Origin of the sequence: Pseudomonas azerbaijanorientalis, from assembly GCF_019139795.1 — a bacterium.
Classification (GTDB): domain Bacteria; phylum Pseudomonadota; class Gammaproteobacteria; order Pseudomonadales; family Pseudomonadaceae; genus Aquipseudomonas; species Aquipseudomonas laurylsulfatiphila.
Genome location: NZ_CP077078.1, coordinates 6,164,012 through 6,188,338, shown reverse-complemented (window position 1 = coordinate 6,188,338; position 24,327 = coordinate 6,164,012). Strand labels below are relative to the sequence as shown.

26 protein-coding genes and 1 other RNA gene are annotated in these 24,327 nt (G+C 60.4%); 13 read left to right on the top strand and 14 right to left on the bottom strand.

Annotation, left to right across the window (positions count from 1 at the left end; translation table 11 throughout):
- Window positions 1-39: 39 nt before the first annotated feature.
- Window positions 40-708, bottom strand: a complete 669-nt coding sequence (elbB, locus tag KSS91_RS27855; RefSeq protein WP_217836681.1) for an isoprenoid biosynthesis glyoxalase ElbB — start codon at window positions 706-708, stop codon at window positions 40-42.
- Between the two features lie 115 nt (window positions 709-823).
- Here elbB and KSS91_RS27850 point away from each other — a divergent pair, with 115 nt between their 5' ends.
- A complete protein-coding gene (locus KSS91_RS27850; protein WP_217836680.1) occupies window positions 824-2,059 on the top strand; it encodes a sterol desaturase family protein in 1,236 nt (411 codons plus the stop codon).
- On the opposite strand, the gene KSS91_RS27845 is transcribed toward KSS91_RS27850, so the two are convergent.
- Window positions 2,040-2,672 carry a DedA family protein gene (locus KSS91_RS27845; protein ID WP_015097318.1) on the bottom strand — a complete coding sequence of 211 codons (633 nt, stop codon included), beginning with the start codon at window positions 2,670-2,672 and terminating at the stop codon, window positions 2,040-2,042. The two genes, KSS91_RS27850 and KSS91_RS27845, sit on opposite strands and share 20 nt — an antisense overlap.
- A 207-nt stretch (window positions 2,673-2,879) precedes the next feature.
- On the opposite strand from KSS91_RS27845, the gene hemB reads away from it, so the two are divergent.
- Together hemB and ppk1 are read left to right on the top strand one after the other, a co-directional pair.
- Complete coding sequence (gene hemB, locus KSS91_RS27840) at window positions 2,880-3,893, top strand: porphobilinogen synthase (RefSeq protein ID WP_217836679.1); 1,014 nt, start codon at window positions 2,880-2,882, stop codon at window positions 3,891-3,893.
- 18 nt (window positions 3,894-3,911) lie between these two features.
- A complete protein-coding gene (ppk1, locus tag KSS91_RS27835) occupies window positions 3,912-6,134 on the top strand; it encodes a polyphosphate kinase 1 (protein ID WP_015097316.1) in 2,223 nt (740 codons plus the stop codon).
- Window positions 6,135-6,281: 147 nt separating this feature from the next.
- Here ppk1 and ppx read toward each other — a convergent pair whose 3' ends face one another.
- The 5 genes from ppx to KSS91_RS27810 all read right to left on the bottom strand — a co-directional run bounded on the left by ppx (window position 6,282) and on the right by KSS91_RS27810 (window position 10,833).
- Window positions 6,282-7,784 (bottom strand): exopolyphosphatase, encoded by a 1,503-nt coding sequence (ppx, locus tag KSS91_RS27830; protein WP_217836678.1) that lies wholly within the window; start codon window positions 7,782-7,784, stop codon window positions 6,282-6,284.
- A gap of 201 nt (window positions 7,785-7,985) precedes the next feature.
- Window positions 7,986-8,723 (bottom strand): amino acid ABC transporter ATP-binding protein, encoded by a 738-nt coding sequence (locus KSS91_RS27825; RefSeq protein ID WP_217836677.1) that lies wholly within the window; start codon window positions 8,721-8,723, stop codon window positions 7,986-7,988.
- Window positions 8,710-9,360, bottom strand: a complete 651-nt coding sequence (locus KSS91_RS27820; RefSeq protein WP_126048223.1) for an amino acid ABC transporter permease — start codon at window positions 9,358-9,360, stop codon at window positions 8,710-8,712. Before KSS91_RS27820 ends, KSS91_RS27825 begins: the two co-directional genes overlap by 14 nt.
- On the bottom strand, window positions 9,357-10,025 hold the full coding sequence (locus tag KSS91_RS27815; protein WP_217836676.1) for an amino acid ABC transporter permease: 669 nt from the start codon (window positions 10,023-10,025) through the stop codon (window positions 9,357-9,359). The genes KSS91_RS27820 and KSS91_RS27815 overlap by 4 nt, the downstream gene beginning before the upstream one ends.
- Before the next feature lie 22 nt (window positions 10,026-10,047).
- Window positions 10,048-10,833, bottom strand: coding sequence for a transporter substrate-binding domain-containing protein (locus KSS91_RS27810; protein ID WP_217836675.1), 786 nt, complete (start codon window positions 10,831-10,833; stop codon window positions 10,048-10,050).
- Between the two features lie 256 nt (window positions 10,834-11,089).
- Here KSS91_RS27810 and KSS91_RS27805 point away from each other — a divergent pair, with 256 nt between their 5' ends.
- From KSS91_RS27805 to KSS91_RS27780, 6 genes are all read left to right on the top strand, one after another.
- A complete protein-coding gene (locus KSS91_RS27805) occupies window positions 11,090-11,797 on the top strand; it encodes a FadR/GntR family transcriptional regulator (protein WP_217836674.1) in 708 nt (235 codons plus the stop codon).
- Between the two features lie 121 nt (window positions 11,798-11,918).
- On the top strand, window positions 11,919-12,248 hold the full coding sequence (gene trxA, locus KSS91_RS27800) for a thioredoxin TrxA (RefSeq protein ID WP_003206727.1): 330 nt from the start codon (window positions 11,919-11,921) through the stop codon (window positions 12,246-12,248).
- Between the two features lie 247 nt (window positions 12,249-12,495).
- Window positions 12,496-13,755, top strand: a complete 1,260-nt coding sequence (gene rho / locus KSS91_RS27795; protein WP_003206716.1) for a transcription termination factor Rho — start codon at window positions 12,496-12,498, stop codon at window positions 13,753-13,755.
- A gap of 141 nt (window positions 13,756-13,896) precedes the next feature.
- Window positions 13,897-15,363, top strand: coding sequence for a 4-hydroxy-3-polyprenylbenzoate decarboxylase (gene ubiD, locus KSS91_RS27790; protein WP_015097311.1), 1,467 nt, complete (start codon window positions 13,897-13,899; stop codon window positions 15,361-15,363).
- Window positions 15,363-16,331: a CDP-6-deoxy-delta-3,4-glucoseen reductase gene (locus KSS91_RS27785; protein WP_015097310.1), complete on the top strand. Its 969-nt coding sequence runs from the start codon at window positions 15,363-15,365 to the stop codon at window positions 16,329-16,331. Before ubiD ends, KSS91_RS27785 begins: the two co-directional genes overlap by 1 nt.
- A gap of 306 nt (window positions 16,332-16,637) precedes the next feature.
- The gene (locus tag KSS91_RS27780) at window positions 16,638-17,306 is read left to right on the top strand and encodes a gamma-glutamylcyclotransferase (RefSeq protein ID WP_007978886.1); all 669 of its coding nucleotides are present in this window, start codon (window positions 16,638-16,640) and stop codon (window positions 17,304-17,306) included.
- Here KSS91_RS27780 and glpT read toward each other — a convergent pair.
- On the bottom strand, window positions 17,282-18,631 hold the full coding sequence (gene glpT / locus KSS91_RS27775; RefSeq protein WP_015097309.1) for a glycerol-3-phosphate transporter: 1,350 nt from the start codon (window positions 18,629-18,631) through the stop codon (window positions 17,282-17,284). The two genes, KSS91_RS27780 and glpT, sit on opposite strands and share 25 nt — an antisense overlap.
- Window positions 18,632-18,958: 327 nt before the next feature.
- Here glpT and KSS91_RS27770 point away from each other — a divergent pair, with 327 nt between their 5' ends.
- The gene (locus KSS91_RS27770) at window positions 18,959-19,576 is read left to right on the top strand and encodes an energy transducer TonB (RefSeq protein ID WP_217836673.1); all 618 of its coding nucleotides are present in this window, start codon (window positions 18,959-18,961) and stop codon (window positions 19,574-19,576) included.
- Window positions 19,577-19,617: 41 nt separating this feature from the next.
- Here the strand turns inward: KSS91_RS27770 and KSS91_RS27765 are convergent, their stop codons facing one another.
- Window positions 19,618-20,595 carry an NADPH:quinone oxidoreductase family protein gene (locus KSS91_RS27765; RefSeq protein WP_217836672.1) on the bottom strand — a complete coding sequence of 326 codons (978 nt, stop codon included), beginning with the start codon at window positions 20,593-20,595 and terminating at the stop codon, window positions 19,618-19,620.
- 150 nt (window positions 20,596-20,745) lie between these two features.
- Here KSS91_RS27765 and KSS91_RS27760 point away from each other — a divergent pair, with 150 nt between their 5' ends.
- Entirely contained in the window at window positions 20,746-21,153 is a 408-nt protein-coding gene (locus KSS91_RS27760) for a flagellar basal body-associated protein FliL (RefSeq protein ID WP_095964287.1), read from the top strand.
- 157 nt (window positions 21,154-21,310) lie between these two features.
- Here KSS91_RS27760 and KSS91_RS27755 read toward each other — a convergent pair whose 3' ends face one another.
- Window positions 21,311-21,763 (bottom strand): EVE domain-containing protein, encoded by a 453-nt coding sequence (locus KSS91_RS27755; RefSeq protein ID WP_217836671.1) that lies wholly within the window; start codon window positions 21,761-21,763, stop codon window positions 21,311-21,313.
- 195 nt (window positions 21,764-21,958) lie between these two features.
- On the opposite strand from KSS91_RS27755, the gene KSS91_RS27750 reads away from it, so the two are divergent.
- Window positions 21,959-22,114: a hypothetical protein gene (locus KSS91_RS27750; protein ID WP_007978897.1), complete on the top strand. Its 156-nt coding sequence runs from the start codon at window positions 21,959-21,961 to the stop codon at window positions 22,112-22,114.
- Window positions 22,115-22,149: 35 nt separating this feature from the next.
- Here KSS91_RS27750 and KSS91_RS27745 read toward each other — a convergent pair whose 3' ends face one another.
- From KSS91_RS27745 to KSS91_RS27730, 4 genes are all read right to left on the bottom strand, one after another.
- Window positions 22,150-22,755: a 5-formyltetrahydrofolate cyclo-ligase gene (locus KSS91_RS27745; protein WP_007978899.1), complete on the bottom strand. Its 606-nt coding sequence runs from the start codon at window positions 22,753-22,755 to the stop codon at window positions 22,150-22,152.
- An 86-nt stretch (window positions 22,756-22,841) separates the two neighbouring features.
- A non-coding RNA gene (gene ssrS, locus KSS91_RS27740) (6S RNA) lies at window positions 22,842-23,020 on the bottom strand.
- A gap of 30 nt (window positions 23,021-23,050) precedes the next feature.
- Window positions 23,051-23,368, bottom strand: coding sequence for a cell division protein ZapA (locus KSS91_RS27735; protein ID WP_007978902.1), 318 nt, complete (start codon window positions 23,366-23,368; stop codon window positions 23,051-23,053).
- Window positions 23,365-23,574 (bottom strand): TIGR02449 family protein, encoded by a 210-nt coding sequence (locus tag KSS91_RS27730; RefSeq protein WP_007982902.1) that lies wholly within the window; start codon window positions 23,572-23,574, stop codon window positions 23,365-23,367. Before KSS91_RS27730 ends, KSS91_RS27735 begins: the two co-directional genes overlap by 4 nt.
- 194 nt (window positions 23,575-23,768) lie before the next feature.
- Between KSS91_RS27730 and KSS91_RS27725 the strand changes: the two genes are divergently transcribed.
- A complete protein-coding gene (locus tag KSS91_RS27725; RefSeq protein ID WP_015097303.1) occupies window positions 23,769-24,326 on the top strand; it encodes a YecA/YgfB family protein in 558 nt (185 codons plus the stop codon).
- The last annotated feature ends 1 nt before the right edge of the window (window position 24,327 follow it).

The window sequence follows — 24,327 nt, the reverse complement described above, 5'->3', positions numbered from 1 at the left end:
CCATCGCGAGCAAGCTCGCTCCCACATTTTTGAAGGGTGTCAGGCGTCGTTTTCGTGGGTCAGTTCCAGTACCCGGTCTACCAGCTTGTTGATCCCCGACGCCACTTCACTGATCGATTGCGCCAGCATGTAGGCCGGGGTGCTCACCAGTTTGCGTGCCTTGTCTTCGACGATGTCACTGACCGCGCAATCGGTATGGGTCGCGCCCATCTTGTTCATCGCGGCAGCGGTGTCGGTGTCATTGCCAATGGTGCAGGTGACGCCGGGACCGTAGATCTTGGCCGCCAGGGCAGGGGAAATGCACATCAACCCCACCGGCTTGCCGGCCTCGGCAAAGGCCTCGGTCAGGGCCAGGACATCCGGTTGAACGCTGCAGCCGGCGCCTTCGATGGCGAAGTTGGACAGGTTCTTGGCTGAGCCGAAGCCGCCGGGCACGATCAACGCGTCGAAGTCATCGACGTTCGCGTCACGGATGTCCTGGATGTTGCCCCGGGCAATTCGCGCCGACTCGACCAAAACGTTGCGCGATTCGGGCATTTCTTCGCCGGTCAGGTGATTGATTACATGCAACTGCGCGATGTTCGGTGCGAAGCACTGCACCTGCGCCCCGCGTTGATCCAGGCGCAACAGGGTGATGACGCTCTCGTGGAGCTCGGCGCCGTCGTACACGCCACAACCGGAAAGGATCACTGCAACTTTTTTGCTCATGGGCTTTTCTCCAGATTCATGGCGTTAAATGTCCACTAATTTGTCACTCGTTGCCATAGGGTTAATTCGCAGTTACACATAGCATTTGTCTTCAGGATTCCGATCAGGGCGCGTCATGGACTTCATTCTGTACGCGGTGCCGTTCTTCTTTGTGCTGATCGCCCTTGAGCTGCTGGCCGACCGTCGGCGCGGGGTGAGCAACTATCGGCTGGCTGACGCGATCAACAGCATCAGCACCGGCGTGCTGTCGACCACCACGGGACTGCTGACCAAAGGCATTGGGCTGGTGACCTACGCGTTCGCCTTCAAGCATCTGGCGTTGTTCGAGTTGTCGGCCGACAGCGCCTGGACCTGGGTGTTTGCCTTCGTCTTCTACGATTTCTGCTACTACTGGCTGCATCGCCTGGGCCACGAGCGCAACATTCTCTGGGCCGCGCATTCGGTGCATCACCAGAGCGAGGATTACAACCTGTCCACGGCGTTGCGCCAGACCAGTACCGGATTCCTCCTGGGCTGGATCTTCTATCTGCCGATGGCGGTGTTTGGTGTGCCGCTGCTGGTGTTCGTCAGTGTCGCGGCGCTGAACCTGCTGTATCAGTTCTGGGTGCATACGCGGCACATTCCTAAGCTTGGCTGGTTCGAATGGTTTTTTGTCACGCCGTCCAATCATCGGGCTCACCATGCACAGAACGCTCTGTACATGGATCGCAACTACGGCGGCGTGTTCATTGTTTGGGACCGTCTGTTCGGCTCGTTCCAGGAAGAAGACGATAATGAGCCGGTGATCTTCGGCGTGACCACGCCGCTGGCGAGCTGGAATCCCGTGTGGGCGAACGTGCAGTTCTACGCGCAGTTGTGGGCCGATGCGCGGCGTGCCGAAAGCACCTGGGACAAGCTGCGGATCTGGTTCATGCGCACGGGCTGGCGCCCGGCGGACGTGGCGGCCAGATACCCGATGAACAAGCCGGACCTGAACCAGTTCCGCAAATTCGAGGTGCCGCTGGAAGGGCGTCAGCAGCTCTACGTCGTGTTGCAGTTCTGCGTCTATATCGCACTGGGCAGCTACTTGATGAATCTCGAACCGAAGCTGTCAGTCGCCGCCCTGGTGCTGGGCTGGGGGGCGGGGGCGTTCGGTCTGTTTGTGCTGGGCGTGGCCCTGGAGAATCGCCCATGGGCGTTGAAGCTGGAGCTGGTACGGCTGGCGTCGAATCTGCCATTGGCATGGCTGGCCCCGATGGTGGGGCTGTGGCCGGCCAGCGCCGTGGGCTGGGTCGGCCTGCTCAGTTACAGCCTGTTGAGCGGCATCGGCCTCTACTGTTGCAGAAACCGCATCACTCGGTTGGCGTCGTAGGGCCTTCGGTATTGGACCGCGCAGCTTTCAGGGCCTGCTCGTCGGCATAGACCTGCTTGGCCAGGCGGGCATTCTTGAAGCGCCGGCGCAGCCACAGCACGAGGCCCAGGACCAGCAGGGCGCCGAGCACCCAAAGTTCGTACTTCTTCACACTGCCGAGCATGCCTTCGAGCACTGCGCCGAAATGGTAAGCGGCCGCCGCCAGGGCTGCGGCCCAGATCGCCGCGCCAATGCCGTTGAGCAGCAGGTAACGGCCCGGCGGATAGCCCGACAGCCCGATGGCCACCGGCATGACCGTACGCAAACCGTAGACGAAGCGGAAGCTCAGTACCCAGATGTCCGGATGCTTGCGAATGTGCTCCAGCGCCCGGTCACCCATCATCTGCCAGCGCGGCTTGCGCGCCAGCAGTTTTCGACCGTGCTTGCGTCCCAGGAAATACCACAGTTGGTCGCCGGCATAGCTGCCGAAGAAGGCCACGACCACCACCAGGTTGATGTCCATGTATCCACGGAACGCGAGGAAGCCCGCGAGTACCAGGATGGTTTCGCCTTCGAAGAACGTGCCTAGAAAAAGGGCAAAGTAGCCGAAGTCATGCAGAAATTGTTGGAGCATTGTCTGGGTGCTGGCGAAATGAACGCGCAGCCTAACCCTTCGGACACATTCAGGAAAGTGTCCAAATGTGTCTCGACGTGAACATTTCCTACAACGACAATGGAATGCGGCTACACGTCGCAGGGTGCACATAACTGTCATACGTTCGTCATAATGGGCACTTATAACTGTCACGCTCGCCCGTCTGCGCGGGCTCAGGAGTCTGCCGTGAGCTTTACCCCCGCCAACCGTCTGTTCCCCGCAACCCGCCTGCGCCGCAACCGTCGTGACGACTTCTCGCGTCGACTGGTCCGTGAAAACCTCCTGACCGTCGACGACCTGATCCTGCCGGTGTTCGTTCTGGACGGTGAAAACCGTCGCGAAGCGGTGGCTTCGATGCCGGGCGTCGAACGCCTGACCATCGACCTGTTGCTGGAAGAGGCGGCCAAGTGGGTCGAACTGGGGATTCCGGCGCTGGCGCTGTTCCCGGTGACGCCTTCGCAACTCAAGTCTCTGGATGCTGAGGAGGCCTGGAACCCCGAGGGCATCGCCCAGCGCGCCACCCGTGCGCTGCGTGCGCAATTCCCTGAGCTGGGCGTGATCACCGACGTCGCCCTGGATCCGTTCACCACCCACGGCCAGGACGGCATTCTTGATGAAGAAGGCTACGTGCAGAACGACATCACCGTCGACGCACTGGTCAGGCAAGCCCTGTCCCACGCCGAAGCCGGCGCTCAGGTCGTGGCCCCATCGGACATGATGGACGGTCGCATCCAGGCGATTCGCGAAGCCCTTGAAGTGGCCGGTCACGTCAATGTACGGATCATGGCCTACTCGGCCAAGTACGCCAGCGCCTACTACGGCCCGTTCCGCGATGCGGTCGGTTCGGCGCTGAACCTGGGCAAGGCCAACAAGGCCTCCTATCAGATGGACCCGGCCAACAGCAACGAAGCCCTGCACGAAGTCGCGGCGGACTTGTCAGAAGGCGCGGACATGGTCATGGTCAAGCCAGGCATGCCGTACCTCGACATCCTGTGCCGGGTCAAAGAAGAATTCAAAGTGCCGACGTTTGTCTATCAAGTCAGCGGCGAATACGCCATGCACATGGCGGCGATCCAGAATGGCTGGTTGAGCGAAGGGGTTATCCTCGAGTCGCTGACCGCTTTCAAACGTGCAGGCGCCGATGGCATCCTGACGTACTTTGCCGTTCGTGCCGCTCAATTGTTACGAGAGCAAAAATAGCCCTCCCAGGAACATTCGATGAATACCGAAGTACTCACTGAAGTTGCCGTAAAAGACGCTCAACCGGTGGTGGAGCAAGTCGACGAGACCCCGCCGGAGCTGGAGCCAGCTCCGCCCGCAGCGGTCGTCGAACCCGCTGCGACAGCACCGGCGGTGGCCATTCCCGGTCTGGATGACAGCAGCCTGTACATTCACCGCGAACTGTCGCAACTGCAGTTCAACATCCGCGTGCTGGAGCAGGCGCTGGACGAGTCCTACCCATTGCTGGAGCGGCTGAAGTTTCTGCTGATCTTCTCCAGCAACCTGGACGAGTTCTTCGAAATTCGCGTTGCCGGCCTGAAGAAGCAGATCACCTTCGCCCGTGAACAGGCGGGCGCCGATGGTCTGCAACCGCATCAGGCGCTGGCGCGCATCAGCGAACTGGTACACGGTCACGTCGATCGTCAGTACGCGATCCTCAACGACATTCTGTTGCCGGAGCTGGAGAAGCATCAGGTCCGTTTCATCCGCCGCCGTAATTGGACGACCAAGCTCAAGACCTGGGTGCGCCGCTATTTCCGCGACGAGATCGCACCGATCATCACCCCTATCGGCCTCGACCCTACGCACCCGTTCCCTTTGCTGGTGAACAAGAGCCTGAACTTCATCGTCGAGCTCGAAGGTATCGACGCCTTCGGTCGCGACTCCGGTTTGGCGATCATCCCGGCGCCACGGCTGTTGCCGCGCATCATCAAGGTGCCGGAAGAAGTCGGCGGCGCCGGCGACAACTATGTATTTCTGTCGTCGATGATCCACGCTCACGCCGATGACCTGTTCCAGGGCATGAAGGTCAAGGGGTGCTACCAGTTCCGCCTGACCCGTAACGCCGACCTGGCGCTGGACTCCGAAGACGTCGAAGACCTGGCCCGCGCCTTGCGCGGCGAGCTGTTCTCCCGTCGCTACGGTGACGCAGTGCGCCTGGAAGTGGCCGACACGTGCCCGAAACACCTGTCCGACTACCTGCTCAAGCAGTTCAACCTGAGCGAGACCGAGTTGTACCAGGTCAACGGTCCGGTGAACCTGACGCGGCTGTTCAGCATCACCGGCCTGGACAGCCAGCGCGAGCTGCAATACCTGCCGTTCACCCCGCAGATCCCGAAACTGCTACAGAACAGCGAGAACATTTTCAGCGTGATCAGCAAGCAGGACATCCTGCTGCTGCACCCGTTCGAGTCGTTCACCCCGGTGGTCGACCTGCTGCGCCAGGCCGCCAAGGACCCACACGTACTGGCGGTGCGCCAGACGCTATACCGCTCCGGCGCCAACTCGGAAATCGTCGATGCGCTGGTGGATGCGGCGCGTAACGGCAAGGAAGTCACGGCGGTGATCGAATTGCGTGCGCGGTTCGACGAAGAATCCAACCTGCAACTGGCCAGCCGCCTGCAGGCAGCCGGTGCGGTGGTGATCTACGGCGTGGTTGGCTTCAAGACCCACGCCAAGATGATGCTGATCCTGCGTCGCGAAGCGGGCGAGATCGTGCGTTATGCGCACCTCGGCACTGGCAACTACCACGCCGGCAACGCCCGCCTGTACACCGACTACAGCCTGCTGACCTCCGACGACGCCTTGTGCGAAGACGTCGGCAAACTGTTCAGCCAGTTGATCGGCATGGGTAAGACGCTGCGCATGAAGAAGCTGCTGCACGCGCCGTTCACCCTGAAAAAGGGCATGCTCGACATGATTGCCCGGGAAACCCAGTTCGCCCTCGACGGCAAACCGGCGCACATCATCGCCAAGTTCAACTCGCTGACCGATCCGAAGATCATCCGTGCGCTGTACAAGGCCAGCCAGTCAGGCGTGCGCATCGATCTGGTGGTGCGTGGCATGTGCTGCCTGCGGCCGGGCATCGCCGGGGTTTCCCACAACATCCATGTGCGTTCGATCATCGGCCGTTTCCTGGAGCACACCCGGGTCTTCTACTTCCTTAACGGCGGCGATGAGCAGATGTTCCTCTCCAGTGCCGACTGGATGGAGCGCAACCTCGACAAGCGCGTCGAGACTTGCTTCCCGGTGGAAGGCAAGAAGCTGATCATGCGGGTCAAGAAAGAGCTGGAGCTGTATCTGACCGATAACACCCACAGCTGGAGCCTGCAGCCGGACGGTCGTTACGTGCGTAACACACCGACTGGCAACCAGAACCCGCGCAGCGCCCAGGCGACATTGCTGGAGCGTTTGGGCAGTCCGATCCTGGCCGTGCGGTAAAACGGAACCTGTGGGAGCGGGCTTGCTCGCGAAGGCGGCCCAGCAGCCAACATTGATGTTGGATGGGATGGCCTCTTCGCGAGCAAGCCCGCTCCCACATAGGGTTGTGGACAAAAAAAGGCCTTCCGAAGAAGGCCTTTTTCAATTTCAGCGGGCGGTCAACACGATGTCGACCCGGGTCAGCCATTGCGCTTCAATTTCAAAGTCGGCCTGGGTCAGCTGGTTTTCGTCCAGCCAGTTCTCCGGGAACACCACTTCCAGGCTGTTGCCATAGGCGTTCAGTTCCACCTGGGGCATTTGCTGGGTGCCGCGGATGTGGTGGAACAGGATCGCAAAGCGCAGTAGCACGCACAGACGAATCAATTTGACGCCGTCGTCGCCGAAATCGGCGAACTTGTCCTTTGGAATGTTGCGACGGTGGCCGCGTACCAGCAGCGCGAGCATCAACTGGTCTTCGCGGGAGAACCCGGCGAGGTCCGAGTGCTCGATCAGGTAGGCGCCGTGCTTGTGGTACTGGTAGTGAGCGATGTCCAGGCCCACTTCATGGACCTTGGCCGCCCAGCCCAGCAGTTCGCGCCAGACGCCGTCTTCCAGGTCCCAGTCTTCGGCCACCTGGTCAAACGCATGCAGCGCCTTGCGCTCGACCCTTGCCGCCTGATCCTGATCGACGTGGTAGCGCTCCATCAACGAAGTGAGGGTACGTTCGCGCACGTCCTCGTGATGGTGGCGGCCCAGCAAGTCATAGAGCACGCCTTCGCGCAGGGCGCCTTCGCAGTGATCCATGCGTTGCAGTTCGAGGGAGTCGAAGATCGCTTCGAGAATCGCAAGGCCCGCCGGGAAGATCGCCCGGCGATCCGGTTTGATACCTTCGAAATCGATTTTTTCGACATCGCCCAGCTTGATCAGTTTGCGCTTGAGCCAGGCCAGGCCTTCGGCGTTGACCTCGCCGGTGCCGTGGCCGCCAGCCTTCAGCGCCAGACCGATGGCGCGGATGGTGCCCGAGGAGCCGATGGCTTCATCCCAGGTCAGGCGGTGCAGGGCGTGCTCGATGCTCATGATCTCCAGCCGCGCCGCCGTGTACGCCTGGGCGTAGCGGGCCGGGGTGATCTTGCCGTCCTTGAAATAGCGCTGGGTGTAGCTGACGCAACCCATCTGCAGGCTTTCGCGCAGCAGCGGTTCGAAGCGCTGGCCAATGATGAATTCGGTACTGCCGCCGCCGATGTCGGCCACCAGGCGCTTGCCTGGGGTGTCGGCGAGGGTGTGGGACACGCCGAGGTAGATCAGGCGCGCTTCTTCACGGCCGGAAATGACTTCCACCGGGTGGCCGAGAATTTCTTCGGCGCGATGGATGAATTCGGCGCGGTTGCGGGCTTCACGCAGGGCGTTGGTGCCGACGATGCGCACGGCCCCCGTGGGCATACCGTTGATCAGTTGGGCGAAGCGCTTGAGGCAATCGAGCCCGCGCTGCATCGATTCTTCGTTGAGATGGCGTTCTTCGTCGATGCCGGCGGCCAGCTGAACCTTCTCCCCGAGACGCTCGAGAATACGGATTTCGCTGTTCTGGGCCTTGGCCACGACCATGTGAAAGCTGTTGGAGCCCAGGTCGATTGCGGCGATCAGGGACAGATTCTTGGCTTGGGATTGCGGCATGGTCGGGGGTCTCGGTCGATAACCTCGACATCGTGCCACGATCAAAGGCTGCCGCCAACGCGTAGGTGACCGCTTTGCGGTCAATCGCGAGCAAGCTCGCTCCCACAGGGTTCCAGGTTGCCTCTAATCCCGCGACCGGCGCAGGACCCATGTGGGAGCGAGCTTGCTCGCGATGACGGTATCGCTGGCGCTGAAGGTTTGTCAGACCGCTGCTTCGACCGTGCCAATGAAATTCGCCAGCTCCGCCGTCTGCGGATTGGCGAACAAAACTTTCGGATCCCCCACCTCATGCACCTTGCCCTGGTGCATGAACACCAACTTGTCCCCAACCTCCCGGGCGAAGCGCATTTCGTGAGTGACCATGATCAGTGTCATGCCTTCCCTGGCCAGTTGCCGGACCACGCTCAGCACTTCATTGACCAGCTCCGGGTCCAGGGCCGAGGTGATTTCGTCGCACAGCAACACTTTTGGCGACATCGCCAGGGCGCGGGCAATCGCCACCCGCTGTTGCTGGCCGCCGGACAGTCGATCCGGAAAGGCATCGAACTTTTCACCCAGGCCTACCCGCTCCAGCATCTGTCGCGCCAGTTCGGCAGCCTTGGCCTTTGGCACCTTCTGCACCACTTGCGGCGCCAGCATGACGTTCTCACCCACGGTCAGGTGCGGGAACAGGTTGAACTGCTGGAACACCATGCCGACTTTCTGTCGCAAGCTGCGCAGGTCGGCGCGGGCGGCGTCGAGGTATTCGCCGTCGACTTCGATCACACCGTCATTGATCGACTCCAGGCCGTTGAGGGTGCGCAGCAAGGTGGATTTGCCCGAGCCACTGCGGCCGATGATCGCCACCACCTGGCCTTCCTCGATGCTCAGGTCGATGCCTTTGAGCACATGATGGTCGCCGTAGTATTTATGCAGGGCGGAAATTCTAAGCAGAGGCATGCAGTCTCCTTTCCAGGTAGCGCGCACTGAGCGACAGGGGGTAGCAGAGCAGGAAATAGCCAAGGGCGACGAGGCCATAGACCATGAAGGGTTCGAAGGTCGCGTTGGCGAGCATGCCGCCGGTCTTGGTCAGTTCGGTGAAGCCGATGATCGAGGTGACGGCGGTGCCCTTGACCACTTGCACCGAGAAGCCCACGGTCGGCGCCACGGCGATGCGCAGGGCTTGTGGCAGGATGACGTAGCGCAGTTGCTCCAGCGGATTGAGCGCCAGACTCGCCGAGGCTTCCCACTGGCCGTTGGGGATCGACTCGACGCAGCCGCGCCAGATCTCCGCCAGGTAAGCGCTGGTGAACAGCGTCAGGGCAATCGCCGCTGCCATCCACGGCGAGATTTCCACCCCGGCCAGGGCCACGCCGAAAAACACCAGGAACAGCTGCATCAGCAGCGGCGTGCCCTGGAACAGTTCGATGTAGGTGCGGGCAAAGCTGCGCGGCAGGGATTTACCCGATATGCGCATGACCATGATCAGCAGGCCGATCAGCCCGCCGCCAACGAACGCCACCAGCGACAGCGCCAGCGTCCATTGCAGGCCGGTGAGCAGGTTGCGCACGATGTCCCAGAAGGTGAAATCACTCATCGGCTGCTCCTTGCGATGAACCGTTGGCCGATCCAGTTCAGCAACTGGCGGATCAGTAGCGCCAAGCACAGATAGAGCAAGGTCGTCAGGGCGTAGGTTTCAAAGGCGCGGAAGTTGCGCGACTGAATGAAGTTGGCGGCGAAACTCAGCTCTTCAGTGGCGATCTGCGAGCACACCGCCGAGCCGAGCATGACGATGATGATCTGGCTGCTCAGGGCCGGCCAGACTTTGCCCAGTGCCGGCAGCAGCACCACATGGCGGAACGCTTCGAAGCGCGTCATCGCCAGTGCCGCCGCAGCTTCCAGCTGACCCCGGGGGATCGCCTGGATGCCGGCGCGGATGATCTCGGTCGAATAGGCGCCGAGGTTGATCACCATCGCCAGCACCGCCGCCTGCCATTCGGAAATCTGCACGCCCAGGGACGGCAAGCCGAAGAAGATGAAAAACAGTTGCACCAGGAAGGGCGTGTTGCGGATCAACTCGACGTAGACCGCGAAAATCCCCGCGAAAGGCCGGATGTTCCACGCCCGCACCAGCGCCCCGACGATGCCCAGCCCCACGCCGAGCACAGCGCCGATGGCGGTCAGCTCAAGGGTGAACAACGCACCGCGCAGCAACAGATCGGTGTTGTTCACCACCGGCAAGAAGTCGAACTGATAAGCCATAACGTCTCTCCTGCGTGCGAGATCAGAGGTCGGCCGGCAGTGGTTCTTTCAGCCAGGTCAGGGCGTTTTTCTCCAGTGCACCGTCGCTCTTGGCGGTAATGAGAATCTGGTTGACCTTGTCCAGCAGCGCCGGCTCGTTCTTGTTCACACCGACGTAGACCGGCGAATCCTTGAGCTTCACTTTCAGCGCCGGCACGCGTTTCGGGCTTTTCTCGCTGATCGCGACCATCACCACGTTGCCGCTGGCGATCAGGTCGACCTGGCCCGCCAGGTACGCGGCGATGGTCGAGTTGTTGTCTTCGAAGCGCTTGATGGTCACGCCTTCGGGGGCGACCTTGGTCAGCTCAATGTCTTCGATGGCGCCGCGGGTGACGCTGATGGTCTTGCCCTTGAGGTCGTCCAGGGTCTTGATGTCGGCGTCTGGCGGACCGAATACGGCGAGGTAGAAGGGCGCGTAGGCGCGGGAGAAGTCGATGACCTTCTCGCGCTCCGGGTTCTTGCCGAGGCTGGAAATCACCAGGTCGACCTTGCCGGTGGTGAGAAACGGGATGCGGTTGGTGCTGTTGACCGGGGTCAGTTCGAGTTTGACCTTGAGCTGGTCGGCCAGCAGTTTCGCGGTGTCGATATCGAGGCCACGGGGCTTCATATCCGGCCCGACCGAGCCGAAGGGCGGGAAGTCCTGGGGCACGGCCACCTTGAGGACGCCGCGCTTGACCACATCCTCCAGACCGTCGGCGTGGGCGGGTGCCTGGGTCATCATCAGGCTGGCAAACAGGGCTGCGAGGAGGGCGCTGAAACGCTGGGTCATGGCAAATCTCCAAATCGGCAAGAAGTGATTTCTGCCGATCGATAGAGCATGGGCCATGCCAACATAGGGTCTTGGGGGCGCCAGAGCGCGGTTTTGCTGGTGCCGAACGGTCTTACTGGTCTGAACAGTCAAGTTGTGTTTCGCACCCCGATGGCGCAGCCGGGGAAATCGCCGAACCCCCATGGGGCACGACTTGCCGGGCGTCGCGAATAGCTTTACAACTGAGCGCACATTGGCCTGGTTCGTCTGGAAAACCATGAACTCGATCTCCCGCGCCGTACCCGAAGTGGCGCTGCAAGCCATCCGCAAACTGATTACCGAACAGGGCTTCGGGCCGGGGGATGCCTTGCCCTCGCAACGGGACCTGGCGGTACAGCTGGGCGTAAGCCGGGCTTCTTTGCGCGAGGCGTTGTCGTCCCTGAGTGCGCTGGGTGTCATCAGCATCCAGCCGGGCAAAGGCGTGTTCGTACAGGCGCCGGTGGAGTTGCCGCGAGGCGAGGCCGCACCGGTCTGGCCGTTTGCGGCGCAGGCTTCGCCGCTGGATATCTTCCAGTTGCGCTACGCGCTGGAGGGGTTTGCCGCGGGGCTGGCGGCCGTGACCTTGAGCACCGAGGAACTCGATGCACTGGAAGACAATGTCGCCGCCATGCGCAACGAACTCAAAGCCGCTGATTTCGAAGCGGCGGCGCGCCTGGACTTCGAATTCCACCGGCGCATCCTGCTGGCCAGCGGCAATCAGGCAATGTTGAGTATCCTCACCGCCAGCGCCGATATCTTCCTGGAAAGCCAGAAGCTACCGTTCATCCGGGCCGAGCGGGCCATGGAAACCTGGCAGGAGCACCGCAAGATCCTGCGCGCGCTGGCTCGCCGTGCCTCTGGCGCCGCGCAAAAAGCCATGCACGAGCATGTGCGTAACGCGGCGTTGCGCACCGGAATCGCCTTCATCGCTCCCGCCACGGCGTGATTCGGGCTATACCCAAACTCATGGAACACCATAGCGAGACTCAATCATATGCAGCTTCCTGAACGAGGGAAGGGCAGCTATGATGGGCCACGTTTTTTTGCTTACAACCCTGGAGAATTCCATGAGCAGCGATCTTATCAAACACGTTAGCGACGCTAGCTTCGAGGCCGACGTACTCAAGGCTGAAGGCGCTGTACTGGTCGATTACTGGGCTGAGTGGTGCGGTCCTTGCAAAATGATCGCTCCTGTTCTGGACGAAATTGCCGAGACCTACAAAGGCAAGCTGACCGTCGCCAAACTGAACATCGACGAAAACCAGGAAACCCCGGCCAAGCATGGCGTGCGTGGTATCCCGACCCTGATGCTGTTCAAGAACGGCAACGTTGAAGCGACCAAGGTCGGCGCTCTGTCGAAGTCGCAACTGGCTGCCTTCCTCGACGCCAACATCTAAGCGTCGCTGCAAAGTGTCCTGAAAAAGCCTCGCAAATAGCGGGGCTTTTTGCGTATTCAGGGCTAGACGCTCCCAAACTCAGGTGGTACATTCGGCCCCGCACTGGTTTCTCCATTGCCCCCTGCTAGCCGTCGCCGACGCACTCCTTTTCGAATAAGTACGCGATCCTGTCGCCTTCTCTGCGGCGCGGCCTCATTAAGCCAAAAGCTTAATTTCCCCCCTCCATAAATGATTACGTCATTCCTATATGAATCTGACTGAACTCAAGCAAAAGCCGATTACCGAACTGCTCGAATTGGCCGAACAGATGGGCATAGAAAATATGGCCCGTTCGCGCAAGCAGGACGTGATTTTCTCCCTGCTCAAGAAGCACGCGAAAAGCGGTGAGGAAATCTCCGGTGATGGCGTGCTGGAGATTCTCCAGGACGGCTTCGGCTTCCTGCGCTCCGCTGACGCTTCCTATCTCGCCGGTCCAGACGATATCTACGTCTCGCCGAGCCAGATCCGTCGTTTCAACTTGCGTACCGGTGACACCATCGTTGGCAAGATCCGCCCTCCAAAGGAAGGCGAGCGTTATTTCGCTCTGCTCAAGGTCGACACGATCAACTTCGACCGTCCGGAAAACGCGAAAAACAAGATTCTCTTCGAGAACCTGACCCCGCTGTTCCCGACCGTACGCATGAAGATGGAAGCCGGTAACGGTTCCACCGAAGACCTGACCGGTCGTGTCATCGACCTGTGCGCCCCGATCGGTAAAGGCCAGCGCGGTCTGATCGTTGCTCCGCCGAAAGCGGGCAAGACGATCATGCTGCAGAACATTGCCGCGAACATCGCGCGTAACAACCCTGAAGTTCATCTGATCGTGCTGCTGATCGATGAACGTCCGGAAGAAGTAACCGAAATGCAGCGCACCGTGCGCGGCGAAGTGGTTGCCTCGACGTTCGACGAGCCGCCAACCCGCCACGTGCAGGTTGCCGAAATGGTGATCGAGAAGGCCAAGCGCCTGGTCGAGCACAAGAAAGACGTGGTGATCCTGCTCGACTCCATCACCCGTCTGGCCCGTGCCTACAACACCGTGATCCCGAGCTCCGGCAAGGTACTGACCGGTGGTGTCGATGCCCACGCCCTGGAAAAACCGAAACGTTTCTTCGGCGCCGCGCGGAACATCGAAGAAGGCGGCTCGCTGACCATCATCGCCACCGCGCTGGTTGAAACCGGCTCGAAGATGGACGAAGTGATCTACGAGGAATTCAAAGGCACCGGCAACATGGAGCTGCCTCTGGATCGCCGCATCGCTGAAAAGCGCGTGTTCCCGGCCATCAACATCAACCGTTCCGGCACCCGCCGCGAAGAGTTGCTGACCGCCGACGACGAGCTGCAGCGCATGTGGATCCTGCGCAAGCTGCTGCATCCGATGGATGAAGTGGCTGCCATCGAGTTCCTGGTCGACAAGCTGAAAACGACCAAGACCAACGATGAGTTCTTCCTGTCGATGAAACGCAAGTAAGTCGAGCAGGCACAAAAAGCCGGGGAAACCCGGCTTTTTGCTATCCGATTTTTGATCAGGTGGCAGTTCGTGGTTCTGAACCGAAGGGTTCGGCGCTAAACTGCCTGCCCCGAACGCCACGGCCAAACACGAGGCTTACGCATGCAGTATCGCGACTTGCGCGACTTTATCAGCGGGCTGGAACAGCGCGGCGAACTCAAGCGCATTCAGGTTCCGGTGTCCCCAGTACTGGAAATGACCGAGATCTGCGACCGCACCTTGCGCGCCAAAGGCCCGGCCCTGCTTTTCGAAAAGCCCACGGGTTTTGACATTCCTGTGCTCGGCAACCTGTTCGGTACACCTGAGCGCGTAGCACTGGGCATGGGCGCGGAAGCGGTGAGTGAACTGCGCGAGATCGGCAAACTGCTGGCGTTCCTCAAGGAGCCCGAGCCGCCGAAAGGCCTGAAGGATGCCTGGTCCAAGCTGCCGATCTTCCGCAAGATCATCTCGATGGCGCCCAAGGTGGTCAAAGATGCGATCTGCCAGGAAGTGGTCATCGAAGGCGACGACGTCGACCTCGCGAAGTTGCCGGTGCAGACCTGCTGGCCAGGCGACGTCGCGCCGCTGATCACCTGGGGCCTGACCGTCACCAAGGGGCCGAACAAGGACCGACAGAACCTCGGTATCTACCGTCAACAGGTGATTGGCCGCAATAAAGTCATCATGCGCTGGCTGAGCCACCGTGGCGGTGCACTGGACTATCGCGAGTGGTGCGAAAAGCATCCGGGCCAACCTTTTCCTGTTGCCGTTGCATTGGGTGCAGACCCGGCGACCATCCTCGGCGCCGTGACCCCGGTGCCCGACAGCCTTTCCGAATACGCCTTCGCCGGCCTGTTGCGCGGTAACCGCACTGAGCTGGTGAAATGCCGCGGCAACGACCTGCAAGTGCCGGCCACCGCCGAAATCATCCTTGAAGGCGTGATCCATCCGGGCGAGATGGCCGATGAAGGCCCGTACGGCGACCACACCGGTTACTACAACGAAGTCGACAGCTTCCCGGTGTTCACCGTCGAGCGCATCACCCACCGGATCAAGCCGATCTACCACAGCACCTACACCGGCCGCCCGCCGGATGAGCCGGCGATCCTCGGCGTCGCGCTGAACGAAGTGTTCGTGCCGATCCTGCAGAAGCAGTTCCCGGAGATCACCGATTTCTACCTGCCGCCCGAAGGTTGCTCGTACCGCATGGCCATCGTGACCATGAAGAAGTCGTATCCGGGCCATGCCAAGCGGGTAATGCTGGGTGTCTGGTCGTTTTTGCGACAGTTCATGTACACCAAGTTCGTTATCGTCACCGACGACGATATCAACGCCCGGGACTGGAACGACGTGATCTGGGCCATCACCACGCGCATGGACCCCAAGCGCGACACGGTGATGATCGACAACACGCCGATCGACTACCTGGACTTCGCCTCGCCGGTGTCCGGCCTGGGGTCGAAAATGGGCCTTGATGCCACGCATAAATGGCCGGGCGAAACTACCCGTGAGTGGGGCCGTGTCATCGTCAAGGACGATGCGGTGACCCAGCGGATCGATGCCATCTGGAATCAGTTAGGAATAGATTGATGCGTGTAACCTTGCAGCCCTCCGGAGCAGTGCTTGAGATATTGCCCGGCGAGCGGATTCTCGATGGCGCGCGGCGACTGGGCTACGAATGCCCGCAAAGTTGCCGCAACGGCAATTGCCACGTGTGCGCGGCGCTGCTGGTGGAAGGTCGGGTCGAGCAGGCCGGCAATGTGCGTGATCATGGCGAGTTCTACACTTGCATAGCGGAGCCGCTGGAAGACTGCATCGTGCTGTGGGATGGCGTGCTCGCCTTGGGAGAACTGCCGGTGCGCAGCGTGTCGTGTCAGGTCATTGAGTGCAAGGACGTGGGCGGCGATACCTGGCGCGTGCGTCTGCGGGCTCCGGCCGGCAAACCGCCGCGCTACCACGCCGGGCAGTACCTGATGATCGAGCGCGAGAACGGCGAAAAGTCCGCCTTCTCCCTCGCCTCTGCACCGCATGCGGGGCGCGACCTGGAAATCCACGTACTGGCGCGCGAATCCAGTGCGCTGAGCCTGATCGAGCAGCTTCAGCGCAACAGTATGGTGCGGGTCGAGTTGCCGTTTGGTGATACCCACCTGGAGGAGTTGCCGGACGGCCCTCTCGTGCTGATTGCCGCCGGCACCGGCATGGGTCAGGTTCACGGCCTGATCGAACATTGCCGGGCCACGGGTTTCAAGCATCCGGTGCATTTGTATTGGGGCGTGCGTCGTCCGGAAGACTTTTATCAAGTCGAGCACTGGAACGAATGGCTGAAACTACCCAACCTGTTCCTGCACAAGGTCGTCAGCGATCAATGCGGTTGGGAAGGGCGCTGCGGCATGTTGCATGAAGCGGTCTGTGAAGACTTTCCCGATCTCAAGGCCCTGCATGTCTACGCCAGTGGCTCGCCGGCCATGGTCTACGGCACCCTGGATGCGTTGGTCGAGGCGGGGATGGACGCCCATCAGATGCGCGCCGATGTGTTTGCCTACGCACCGCGCTCCTGATCCTGCCCGCCTGTAGGAGCGAGCTTGCTCGCGATGGGCTCAAGAACACCGCGAGTAGCCTGACCTCCCGCGTAATCGTTAACGACCATCGCGAGCAAGCTCGCTCCTACAGGTTTATAACTCTCTATATAGCCTATCGGTATTTATAAACTTATATAAATTCCGGTAGGTTATATTTCATTCAAGCAATTAATTAAGAACTGTGCCATGGCATTCAAATTGCCTTAAAACATATGTGCCTTATTGTTACAGCTGTGCGTTCTATTAAGTAATTCTTCACCCGCGGGGAGCTGAACGCTATTCGCCATGAGCGCCATCGAATCTGCTTTTTTGAATCTGGCTTACCCTCCGCGGCTCGATCTGGGGCCGCAGCTCACTCACGAACAATTGCTCAGCTCGATGCAGTCGACCATGGCCCGTCACAAGGGTGGGCCGGTGTGGCTGTTTGCCTATGGCTCGCTGATCTGGCGGCCTGAATGCACGGCGGTTGAACGGGTTCGCGGCCGGGTGCATGGCTACCATCGCGGGTTGTACCTGTGGTCCCACGAACATCGCGGCACCCCGGAAATGCCCGGCCTGGTGTTCGGCCTGGATCGCGGTGGCTCTTGCAGCGGTTTCGCCTATCGCTTGCCCGAAGAGCAACTCGAAGCGTCGCTGTACGCGCTTTGGCAGCGCGAGATGCCATTTCCTTCCTACCGCCCGCACTGGCTTAACTGCCGACTCGAAGATGGCAGCCAGGTTCAGGCCTTGGGGTTTGTGCTGGAGCGACATCTGCCCAGCTATGCCGGCAACCTGCCGGACCACGTGCTGAGCCATGTGTTCGAAAACGCTTGCGGGCGTTACGGCACCACTCGCGATTATGTCGAGCAGACCGCGCACGCCCTGCGTAGCCACGCCATGCCAGACCGGAATCTGGAGGCGCGGCTCAAGCGCTGTAAATCAAAGGCCGATCAAGCGAGTGCTTCGCGGCCCTGACTGGCGACTTGTTTGTGACGTAGCGTCGGGGCGAGGAAGGCCATCGCCAGCAGGCAGGCGCCCACCAGTAGCACGAAACCGCCGTCCCAACCGAAATGGTCCACGGTGTAGCCCATCGCTGCACTGGCCGCGACCGAACCGCCCAGGTAACCGAACAGGCCGGTGAAGCCCGCCGCCGTACCGGCCGCTTTCTTCGGTGCCAGCTCCAGCGCCTGCAGGCCGATGAGCATGACCGGGCCGTAGATCAGGAAGCCGATGGAAAGCAGCGCAATCATGTCGATCATCGGGTTACCGGCCGGGTTGAGCCAGTAAACCAGCGTCGCGACCGTCACCAGCGCCATGAACACCATGCCGGTCAGGCCGCGGTTGCCGCGGAAGATCTTGTCCGACATCCAGCCGCACAGCAGGGTGCCTGGGATACCTGCCCACTCGTAGAAGAAATACGCCCACGAGGTTTTGTCCACGGTGAAACCCTTGGCTTCCTTGAGGTAGGTTGGTGCCCAGTCCAGCACGCCGTAGCGCAGCAGATAGACAAAGACGTTGGCCAGGGCGATGTACCAGAGCATTTTGTTGCGCAGCACGTATTTGACGAAGATTTCCTTGGCGCTGAATTCCTCTTCGTGGCTGGCATCGTAGCCTTCCGGGTAGTCGTTCTTGTACTGCTCAATCGGCGGCAGGCCAACCGATTGCGGGGTGTCGCGCATGGTTACAAAGGCAAACACCGCTACCGCCAGTGCCACCGCTGCCGGCACGTAGAACGCCGCATGCCAGTCATTGAACAGGCCCATGCCGATCAGGAAAAGCGGGCCGATCAGGCCGCCGCCGACGTTGTGTGCCACGTTCCACACGGACACCACGCCGCCACGTTCCTTCTGCGACCACCAGTGCACCATGGTCCGGCCACTCGGCGGCCAACCCATGCCCTGCGCCCAGCCGTTGATGAACAGCAGAATGAACATCATGGTCACGCTGGACGTCGCCCATGGCGCGAAACCGAAAATGAACATCACGCCAGCCGACACCAACAGGCCGAACGGCAGGAAGAAACGCGGGTTGGAACGGTCGGACACCAGGCCCATGAGGAACTTCGACAGGCCGTAGGCAATCGCGATGGCGGACATCGCCAGCCCCAGCTGACCGCGGGAGTAACCCTCGTCGATCAGGTACGGCATGGCCAGGGAGAAGTTCTTGCGCAGCAGGTAGTAACCGGCATAGCCAATGAAGATGCCGGCGAAAATCTGCCAGCGCAGGCGTCGGTAAGTGCTGTCTATTTTTTCTTCAGGCAATGGAGCCTGATGTGCGGCAGGACGAAAGAAAGCAAACATTCAAGAGCTCCAGATTTCTTGTTTTGACTGCGGTTGCGAATGTTACAGTTTCGTTACCGAAAATAGCACCGGTTCTCATCGGCAAAACAGCGGAAATGTTGGATATCGCGCATTCCTTTATGAACATGTCGCTCAGGTGAAAGTGAAGGGCGTTGTAGGAAGCGTTACCCACCCATGATTTACGCGACTGATCCGTCCCGGGTAGGGCAATTCTTTGGGAAATGTCCTGCTCTGTTACCGGAAGCCGTGACCTTCAGTGCAGCACCCTTGAGCTTTAACCTTTGCCGTACAGCCAGTTGTGGCGTTTCAGGTGCGAGGGAGAGGAGGATGCGGTGGTTTTTGTTTGTGGTGCTGTTGTTTGTTGTGTCTGTTGAAAGCAGCGCAGGGGAGGTGTTCCTGATACCGGAAAACAACCCCAAGCCGATTTACCCACCGGCGCTGCATCGGGCTGGAGTCACCGGTAATGTCCGGGTCAGGTTCATGGCACATGCCAACGGCTCGGTCAGCAAGGTGAGCATTTTGCAAAGCGATCACCCTGATTTCGCCGAGGCGACCAGGGTCGCCATAGCGCAGTGGCGGTTCAAGCCATGGACCGTTGAGGGTGACAAGCCTGAGGAGCAGGAAGTCGTTGCTCCGATGATGTTCAGGTTCGATGTGCATCTACCGCTGCATCTCAACCAGTGGCTCAAGGCATTGAGATGCCGCGATCTCAATGCGGCGCTGGCGCGTGCCCCGGAGCACGAGTGGATTGATTCCACCGCCTTCCATTACATCCGGGCTTATCTGTCGAACGCGTTTTCCACGGCAACACTGCCGACCGAACGGCGTCTGGCATTGATCGCCGATATGAACAGAAAGGTGCCGATCATTATCAGGCAATGCTCGAACAACCCGGGATCCAGGTATGTAAGGTTTTTGCCGGAAGACATCCGCCAGTTACTGTAGGGAAAGAGCCTGGACTCAGAGGTCCGGGCCCTTTGCCGGATTCAGCGAACCTGCACCACCACTTTCCCGACTGCTTTACGCTGGCCAAGATCGTTGATCGCCTGCGCCGCATTGCCCAGTGGATACACCTGCGACACCAGCGGCTTCAGCTTGCCTTCGGCAAACCAGTCAAACAGCTGCTGGAAGTTCGCCGCGTTGTCCTGCGGCTGGCGTTGGGCGAATGAGCCCCAGAACACACCGAGCACTGCTGCGCCTTTGAGCAGCGCCAGGTTGACCGGCAATTCGGGGATTCGCCCGCTGGCGAAGCCGACCACCAAAAGGCGACCGTTCCAGGCGATGGCGCGGATGGCCTGGTCGAACAGGTCGCCGCCCACCGGGTCGTAGATCACGTCGGCGCCCTGGCCATCGGTCAGGCGCTTGATTTCGTCCTTGAGGCTGGTTTCGCTGTAGTTGATCAGTTCATCGGCGCCGGCGGCCTTGGCCACGGCGAGTTTTTCCGCGCTGCTGGCCGCGGCAATCACCCGGGCGCCCATGGCTTTGCCGATTTCCACCGCCGCCAGGCCGACACCGCCGGAGGCACCCAGCACCAGCAGGGTTTCGCCCGGTTGCAGGTTGCCGCGCTGCTTGAGGGCGTGCATCGAGGTGCCGTAGGTCATGCTGAAGGCGGCGGCGGTGTTGAAGTCCATGGATGGCGGAATGGGTAACACGTTGTAGCCCGGCACGGCGACCTGTTCGGCAAAGCTGCCCCAGCCGGTCAGGGCCATGACCCGGTCACCGACTTTCAGGTGGCTGACCTTCTCGCCGACTTCGCGGACCACGCCGGCCGCTTCGCCACCCGGAGAAAACGGGAAGGGCGGCTTGAACTGGTACTTGCCCTCGATGATCAGCGTGTCGGGGAAATTGACCCCGGCGGCGTGCACGTCCAGCAGGATTTCATTCTTCTTCGCGACAGGACTGGCGACGTCTTCCAGCACCAGCGATTCGGCAGGGCCGAAGGCTTTGCACAGCACGGCTTTCATCAGGGCTATTCCTTTGGGAGTGATGGCCGATAAGTGTAGGTGTGTGGGTCGAAGGGTCAACGAGCATGCCCGGCCCTGATAGTCAGCCATAAGCTTGTGCTTGCATGGCGGGTCGTTATGCTAGGCCGCAAACCGGATAAGGAGTGAATTGTGAAAGCGTGGATCATGTTGTTGCTGGCCCTGTCCCTGCCTGTGGCAGCGGTGGCCGAGGAAGCCAAAGAAGATACCGCTCCGAAGGTCAGTTACATCACCCTGAGCCCGCCGTTCGTGGGCAACTACGGCCTGGATGGCACGCCGAAACTGAAAGTCTACAAGGCTGATGTGGCGTTGCGGGTGACCGGTGACGAGGCTGCCAAGGCGGTGAAGGCCAATGAACCGTTGATTCGCAATCAATTGGTCGCGCTGTTCGCCCAGCAGACCACCGAGACGATGAACAATGTCGAGGCCAAGGAAAAGCTGCGTCAGGAAGCCCTGAAACAGACCCAGCAGGTGATGAGCGACGAAACCGGCAAGCCGGTGGTTGAGGATTTGTTGTTCAACAATCTGATCATCCAGTAAGTCTTCTGGCGCCTGTACCGGCCTCTTCGCGAGCAAGTCGAATCGTCGCACCGCCGCTCCCACAGTGGTTTTGTGTTGAAGCACAATCACATGTCCACCTCAGAACCCTGTGGGAGCGGGCTTGCTCGCGAAGAGGCCAGTCCAGGCGATGAACAACTCAAGGCTTTAAAGCGATCACCGCCGCCCACTGCTCCGGCGTCACCGGCATCACCGACAGTCGCGAACCTTTCTGCACCAGCGGCAATTCGGCCAGCGCCGTCTGCTGCTTCAGGTAATCCAGCTTCAGCACCCTGGCAAACGTCTCGACATGGGCGACATCGATCGCGCTCCAGGCGTTTTTCTCCGCCGTTGCCTTCGGGTCGTAGTAATGACTTTCAGGTTCCAGCGCCGTCGGGTCCGGATACGCGGCTTCGACAATCTTGCCGATACCGGCGATGCCCGGCTCCGGGCAGCTGGAATGATAGAAAAAGAACTCATCCCCTACGGCCATGGCCCGCAGGAAGTTGCGTGCCTGATAGTTGCGAACCCCGTCCCAGCGCGCTTTGCCGAGCTTTTCCAGCCCTTTGATCGAGAGTTCGTCGGGCTCGGATTTCATCAGCCAATAGGCCATGTCTTTTGCTCCTTGCGTGGTGATTGAGCAACTTGTCGGCAATTTTATGACAAACCGACAGTCGGTTGACGTCAGCATTTGCGCAGCGGTTCACGTTGTCGCAAAATGCCGGCCTTTAAAGCTTGACGCTGCTGCACGGCCTACAAACGGAAACCGCTGCTGTCATCGTGTAGATCTGCCTTTGGGGGGCAATCGATGAAACGCAAACCGGATTTACTATGGATTTTGGTCATTTTGTTTGGCCTTGGCGTCGTGACCACCGGCTATGCCCAAAGCCTGTGGGCCAGCAAGACCGATGCACCGGTCGAGCTCGCCCAGTTGCAGCAACAGTCGACCGCCTTCAAGCGCTGATCCTGTTGTCCCGGCGTCGCTGATCGAAGTGGCGCCTAGCCTGCGTAATACCAGGCTTTGTCTGTCACTGTTCCCTGCAGCGGCACATCCCAGCTCGCCTGAGCCAATCGCTCCACCTTCTGACACTCATGTGCCAGCCCCAACAGCGTCGGCTTGCGCCAGTCATTGCGGCGCGCCAGATAGGCCAGGCTCCGATCGTAGAAGCCGCCGCCCATCCCCAGGCGTCCGCCAACATCGTCAAACCCCACCAATGGCAACAACACCAGGTCCAGCGCCCAGATTCTGCGTTGCCGGGCGAGGTTGGCCCGAGGTTCGAGAATGCGGAAGCGGTTGGGTTTGAGTTTTTCCCCGGGCCGGATGCGCTGGAATACCATTTTGGTTCGCGGCCAGGCACTCAGCACCGGCAGATAGGTGGCCTTGCCCCGGCGCTGTGCGGCACGCAGCAACAGGCGCGGATCGATTTCACCGTCGGTCGGCAGATAAAGCGAGATGTGTCTGGCGCGGCGGAACAGCGGTTGCTGGGCCAATTGCTTATACAGCCCGCGAGCGGCCTGGCGCTGCTGACTGGGTGTCAGTGCGCGACGGGCCTTGCGCAGCATGCGTCGAAGTTGCGGGCGGGGAAGCAGCGCAGGTTCGGTCATGGATTCGGACTTCTGCAGGACGGATACACAAAGCGTACCCGCAAAAACGCCAATGCCGGTATTTAAACCGGCATTGGACTGGAATCAGGCTCCCCGAATGTGTCGCTGTCGACTTAGCCCTTGAACCCGAAAGTTCAAGGTGGAAGATGCAGTAGGCTTTAAGGCTTTCCGTCTAGCGGACATGCACACCAGCCCAACGTGCAACCTCCAGGGTATAGCAAATCGGCTCAGGGACATCGCCAACTGGCAAACACCCCAGGGAGTGAGTGCAGTATACCGCAAGCGGCGACGCGAATCAGCCTTTGGTGACGTCCGGATCGGTCGCCAGGACCAGATCGACGCGATCGAGCAGGTCGCGAACCTGCTCACGGGTCGAGCCGCTGACCTGAACGTCCGGGCGATCTTCCTTGTGCAGCAGGTCGTGGGTGATGTTCAGCGCAGCCATCACGGCGATACGGTCGGCGCCGATGACTTTGCCGCTGCTGCGGATCTCGCGCATCTTGCCGTCCAGATAACGGGCGGCGCTGACCAGGTTACTGCGCTCTTCCTGAGGGCAGATGATCGAATACTCTTTGTCGAGAATCTGCACGGTGACGCTATTGCTTGAACTCATGAGTCTTGCTCCAGGGCCTTGAGGCGCGAAATCATCGACTCGACCTTACGCCGGGCGATTTCGTTTTTTTCAATGAGATGCGCGCGTTCCTCGCGCCAGGTCTTTTCCTGAGCTAGTAAGAGTCCATTTTGACTCTTAAGTTGCTCGACTCGGGTAATCAGCAATTCGAGTCTGGCCATCAGCGCTTGCAGGTCGGTGTCTTCCATTGTCTTCACTGTCTGATGGGTATTGGACTGTAGGAGCGAGCTTGCTCGCGATGGTCGCCAACGATAACGCTGGATCCCTGACAACCCGCGGCGTTCTCGGGTTCATCGCGAGCAAGCTCGCTCCTACAGGGGTAGTCGATGTAGGATACAAGGCCTTCATTCTAGACATAGCGCCGTCTGGCGCCTAGCTGCCCATGACCATTCAGAATTCCCCGTACCAAGGCTTCGCCACCCTGCTGACTTCCAGCGGTTACAACGTCTCGCCTGCTGAACTGCACGGCCTGTTGCTCGGCCGCAGCTGCGCAGGCGCCGGTTTCGACGCCGAAGGCTGGCTGATAGACGCCGCCGAACTGCTCGAAAGCGAGCCGCAGGACAACGTTCGCAACGCCCTGATCGGCTTGCAAGAGATGGTAAAAGGCGAGCTCACCGGCGATGACGTGACCGTCGTTCTGCTGCTGCCGACCGACGACGCTCCGCTCACCGAGCGTGCCGCCGCCCTGGGCCAATGGTGCCAGGGTTTCCTCAGCGGTTTCGGATTGAACTGCCGTGACAGCAGCGCCCTGAGCACCGAGGCCACCGAAGTGCTGCAGGATCTGGCGGCCATCTCCCAGGTGCAAGATGCGCTGGAAGAGTCCGACGACGGCGAAAACGACTATATGGAGGTCATGGAGTACCTGCGCGTCGCGCCGCTGCTGCTGTTCTCCGAGACCAAGAAAGACGTGCCGGCCGCCGCCAAACCGTCGCTGCACTAAT

What these genes read in the sequence shown, in the direction of transcription:
- elbB (WP_217836681.1), bottom strand. Translation starts at nt 708, where the DNA reads ATGAGCAAAAAAGTTGCAGTGATCCTTTCCGGTTGTGGCGTGTACGAC.
- KSS91_RS27850 (WP_217836680.1), top strand. Translation starts at nt 824, where the DNA reads ATGGACTTCATTCTGTACGCGGTGCCGTTCTTCTTTGTGCTGATCGCC.
- KSS91_RS27845 (WP_015097318.1), bottom strand. Translation starts at nt 2,672, where the DNA reads ATGCTCCAACAATTTCTGCATGACTTCGGCTACTTTGCCCTTTTTCTA.
- ppk1 (WP_015097316.1), top strand. Translation starts at nt 3,912, where the DNA reads ATGAATACCGAAGTACTCACTGAAGTTGCCGTAAAAGACGCTCAACCG.
- ppx (WP_217836678.1), bottom strand. Translation starts at nt 7,784, where the DNA reads ATGCCGCAATCCCAAGCCAAGAATCTGTCCCTGATCGCCGCAATCGAC.
- KSS91_RS27825 (WP_217836677.1), bottom strand. Translation starts at nt 8,723, where the DNA reads ATGCCTCTGCTTAGAATTTCCGCCCTGCATAAATACTACGGCGACCAT.
- KSS91_RS27820 (WP_126048223.1), bottom strand. Translation starts at nt 9,360, where the DNA reads ATGAGTGATTTCACCTTCTGGGACATCGTGCGCAACCTGCTCACCGGC.
- KSS91_RS27815 (WP_217836676.1), bottom strand. Translation starts at nt 10,025, where the DNA reads ATGGCTTATCAGTTCGACTTCTTGCCGGTGGTGAACAACACCGATCTG.
- KSS91_RS27810 (WP_217836675.1), bottom strand. Translation starts at nt 10,833, where the DNA reads ATGACCCAGCGTTTCAGCGCCCTCCTCGCAGCCCTGTTTGCCAGCCTG.
- KSS91_RS27805 (WP_217836674.1), top strand. Translation starts at nt 11,090, where the DNA reads ATGAACTCGATCTCCCGCGCCGTACCCGAAGTGGCGCTGCAAGCCATC.
- trxA (WP_003206727.1), top strand. Translation starts at nt 11,919, where the DNA reads ATGAGCAGCGATCTTATCAAACACGTTAGCGACGCTAGCTTCGAGGCC.
- rho (WP_003206716.1), top strand. Translation starts at nt 12,496, where the DNA reads ATGAATCTGACTGAACTCAAGCAAAAGCCGATTACCGAACTGCTCGAA.
- ubiD (WP_015097311.1), top strand. Translation starts at nt 13,897, where the DNA reads ATGCAGTATCGCGACTTGCGCGACTTTATCAGCGGGCTGGAACAGCGC.
- KSS91_RS27785 (WP_015097310.1), top strand. Translation starts at nt 15,363, where the DNA reads ATGCGTGTAACCTTGCAGCCCTCCGGAGCAGTGCTTGAGATATTGCCC.
- KSS91_RS27780 (WP_007978886.1), top strand. Translation starts at nt 16,638, where the DNA reads ATGAGCGCCATCGAATCTGCTTTTTTGAATCTGGCTTACCCTCCGCGG.
- glpT (WP_015097309.1), bottom strand. Translation starts at nt 18,631, where the DNA reads ATGTTTGCTTTCTTTCGTCCTGCCGCACATCAGGCTCCATTGCCTGAA.
- KSS91_RS27770 (WP_217836673.1), top strand. Translation starts at nt 18,959, where the DNA reads ATGCGGTGGTTTTTGTTTGTGGTGCTGTTGTTTGTTGTGTCTGTTGAA.
- KSS91_RS27765 (WP_217836672.1), bottom strand. Translation starts at nt 20,595, where the DNA reads ATGAAAGCCGTGCTGTGCAAAGCCTTCGGCCCTGCCGAATCGCTGGTG.
- KSS91_RS27755 (WP_217836671.1), bottom strand. Translation starts at nt 21,763, where the DNA reads ATGGCCTATTGGCTGATGAAATCCGAGCCCGACGAACTCTCGATCAAA.
- KSS91_RS27750 (WP_007978897.1), top strand. Translation starts at nt 21,959, where the DNA reads ATGAAACGCAAACCGGATTTACTATGGATTTTGGTCATTTTGTTTGGC.
- KSS91_RS27745 (WP_007978899.1), bottom strand. Translation starts at nt 22,755, where the DNA reads ATGACCGAACCTGCGCTGCTTCCCCGCCCGCAACTTCGACGCATGCTG.
- KSS91_RS27735 (WP_007978902.1), bottom strand. Translation starts at nt 23,368, where the DNA reads ATGAGTTCAAGCAATAGCGTCACCGTGCAGATTCTCGACAAAGAGTAT.
- KSS91_RS27730 (WP_007982902.1), bottom strand. Translation starts at nt 23,574, where the DNA reads ATGGAAGACACCGACCTGCAAGCGCTGATGGCCAGACTCGAATTGCTG.
- KSS91_RS27725 (WP_015097303.1), top strand. Translation starts at nt 23,769, where the DNA reads ATGACCATTCAGAATTCCCCGTACCAAGGCTTCGCCACCCTGCTGACT.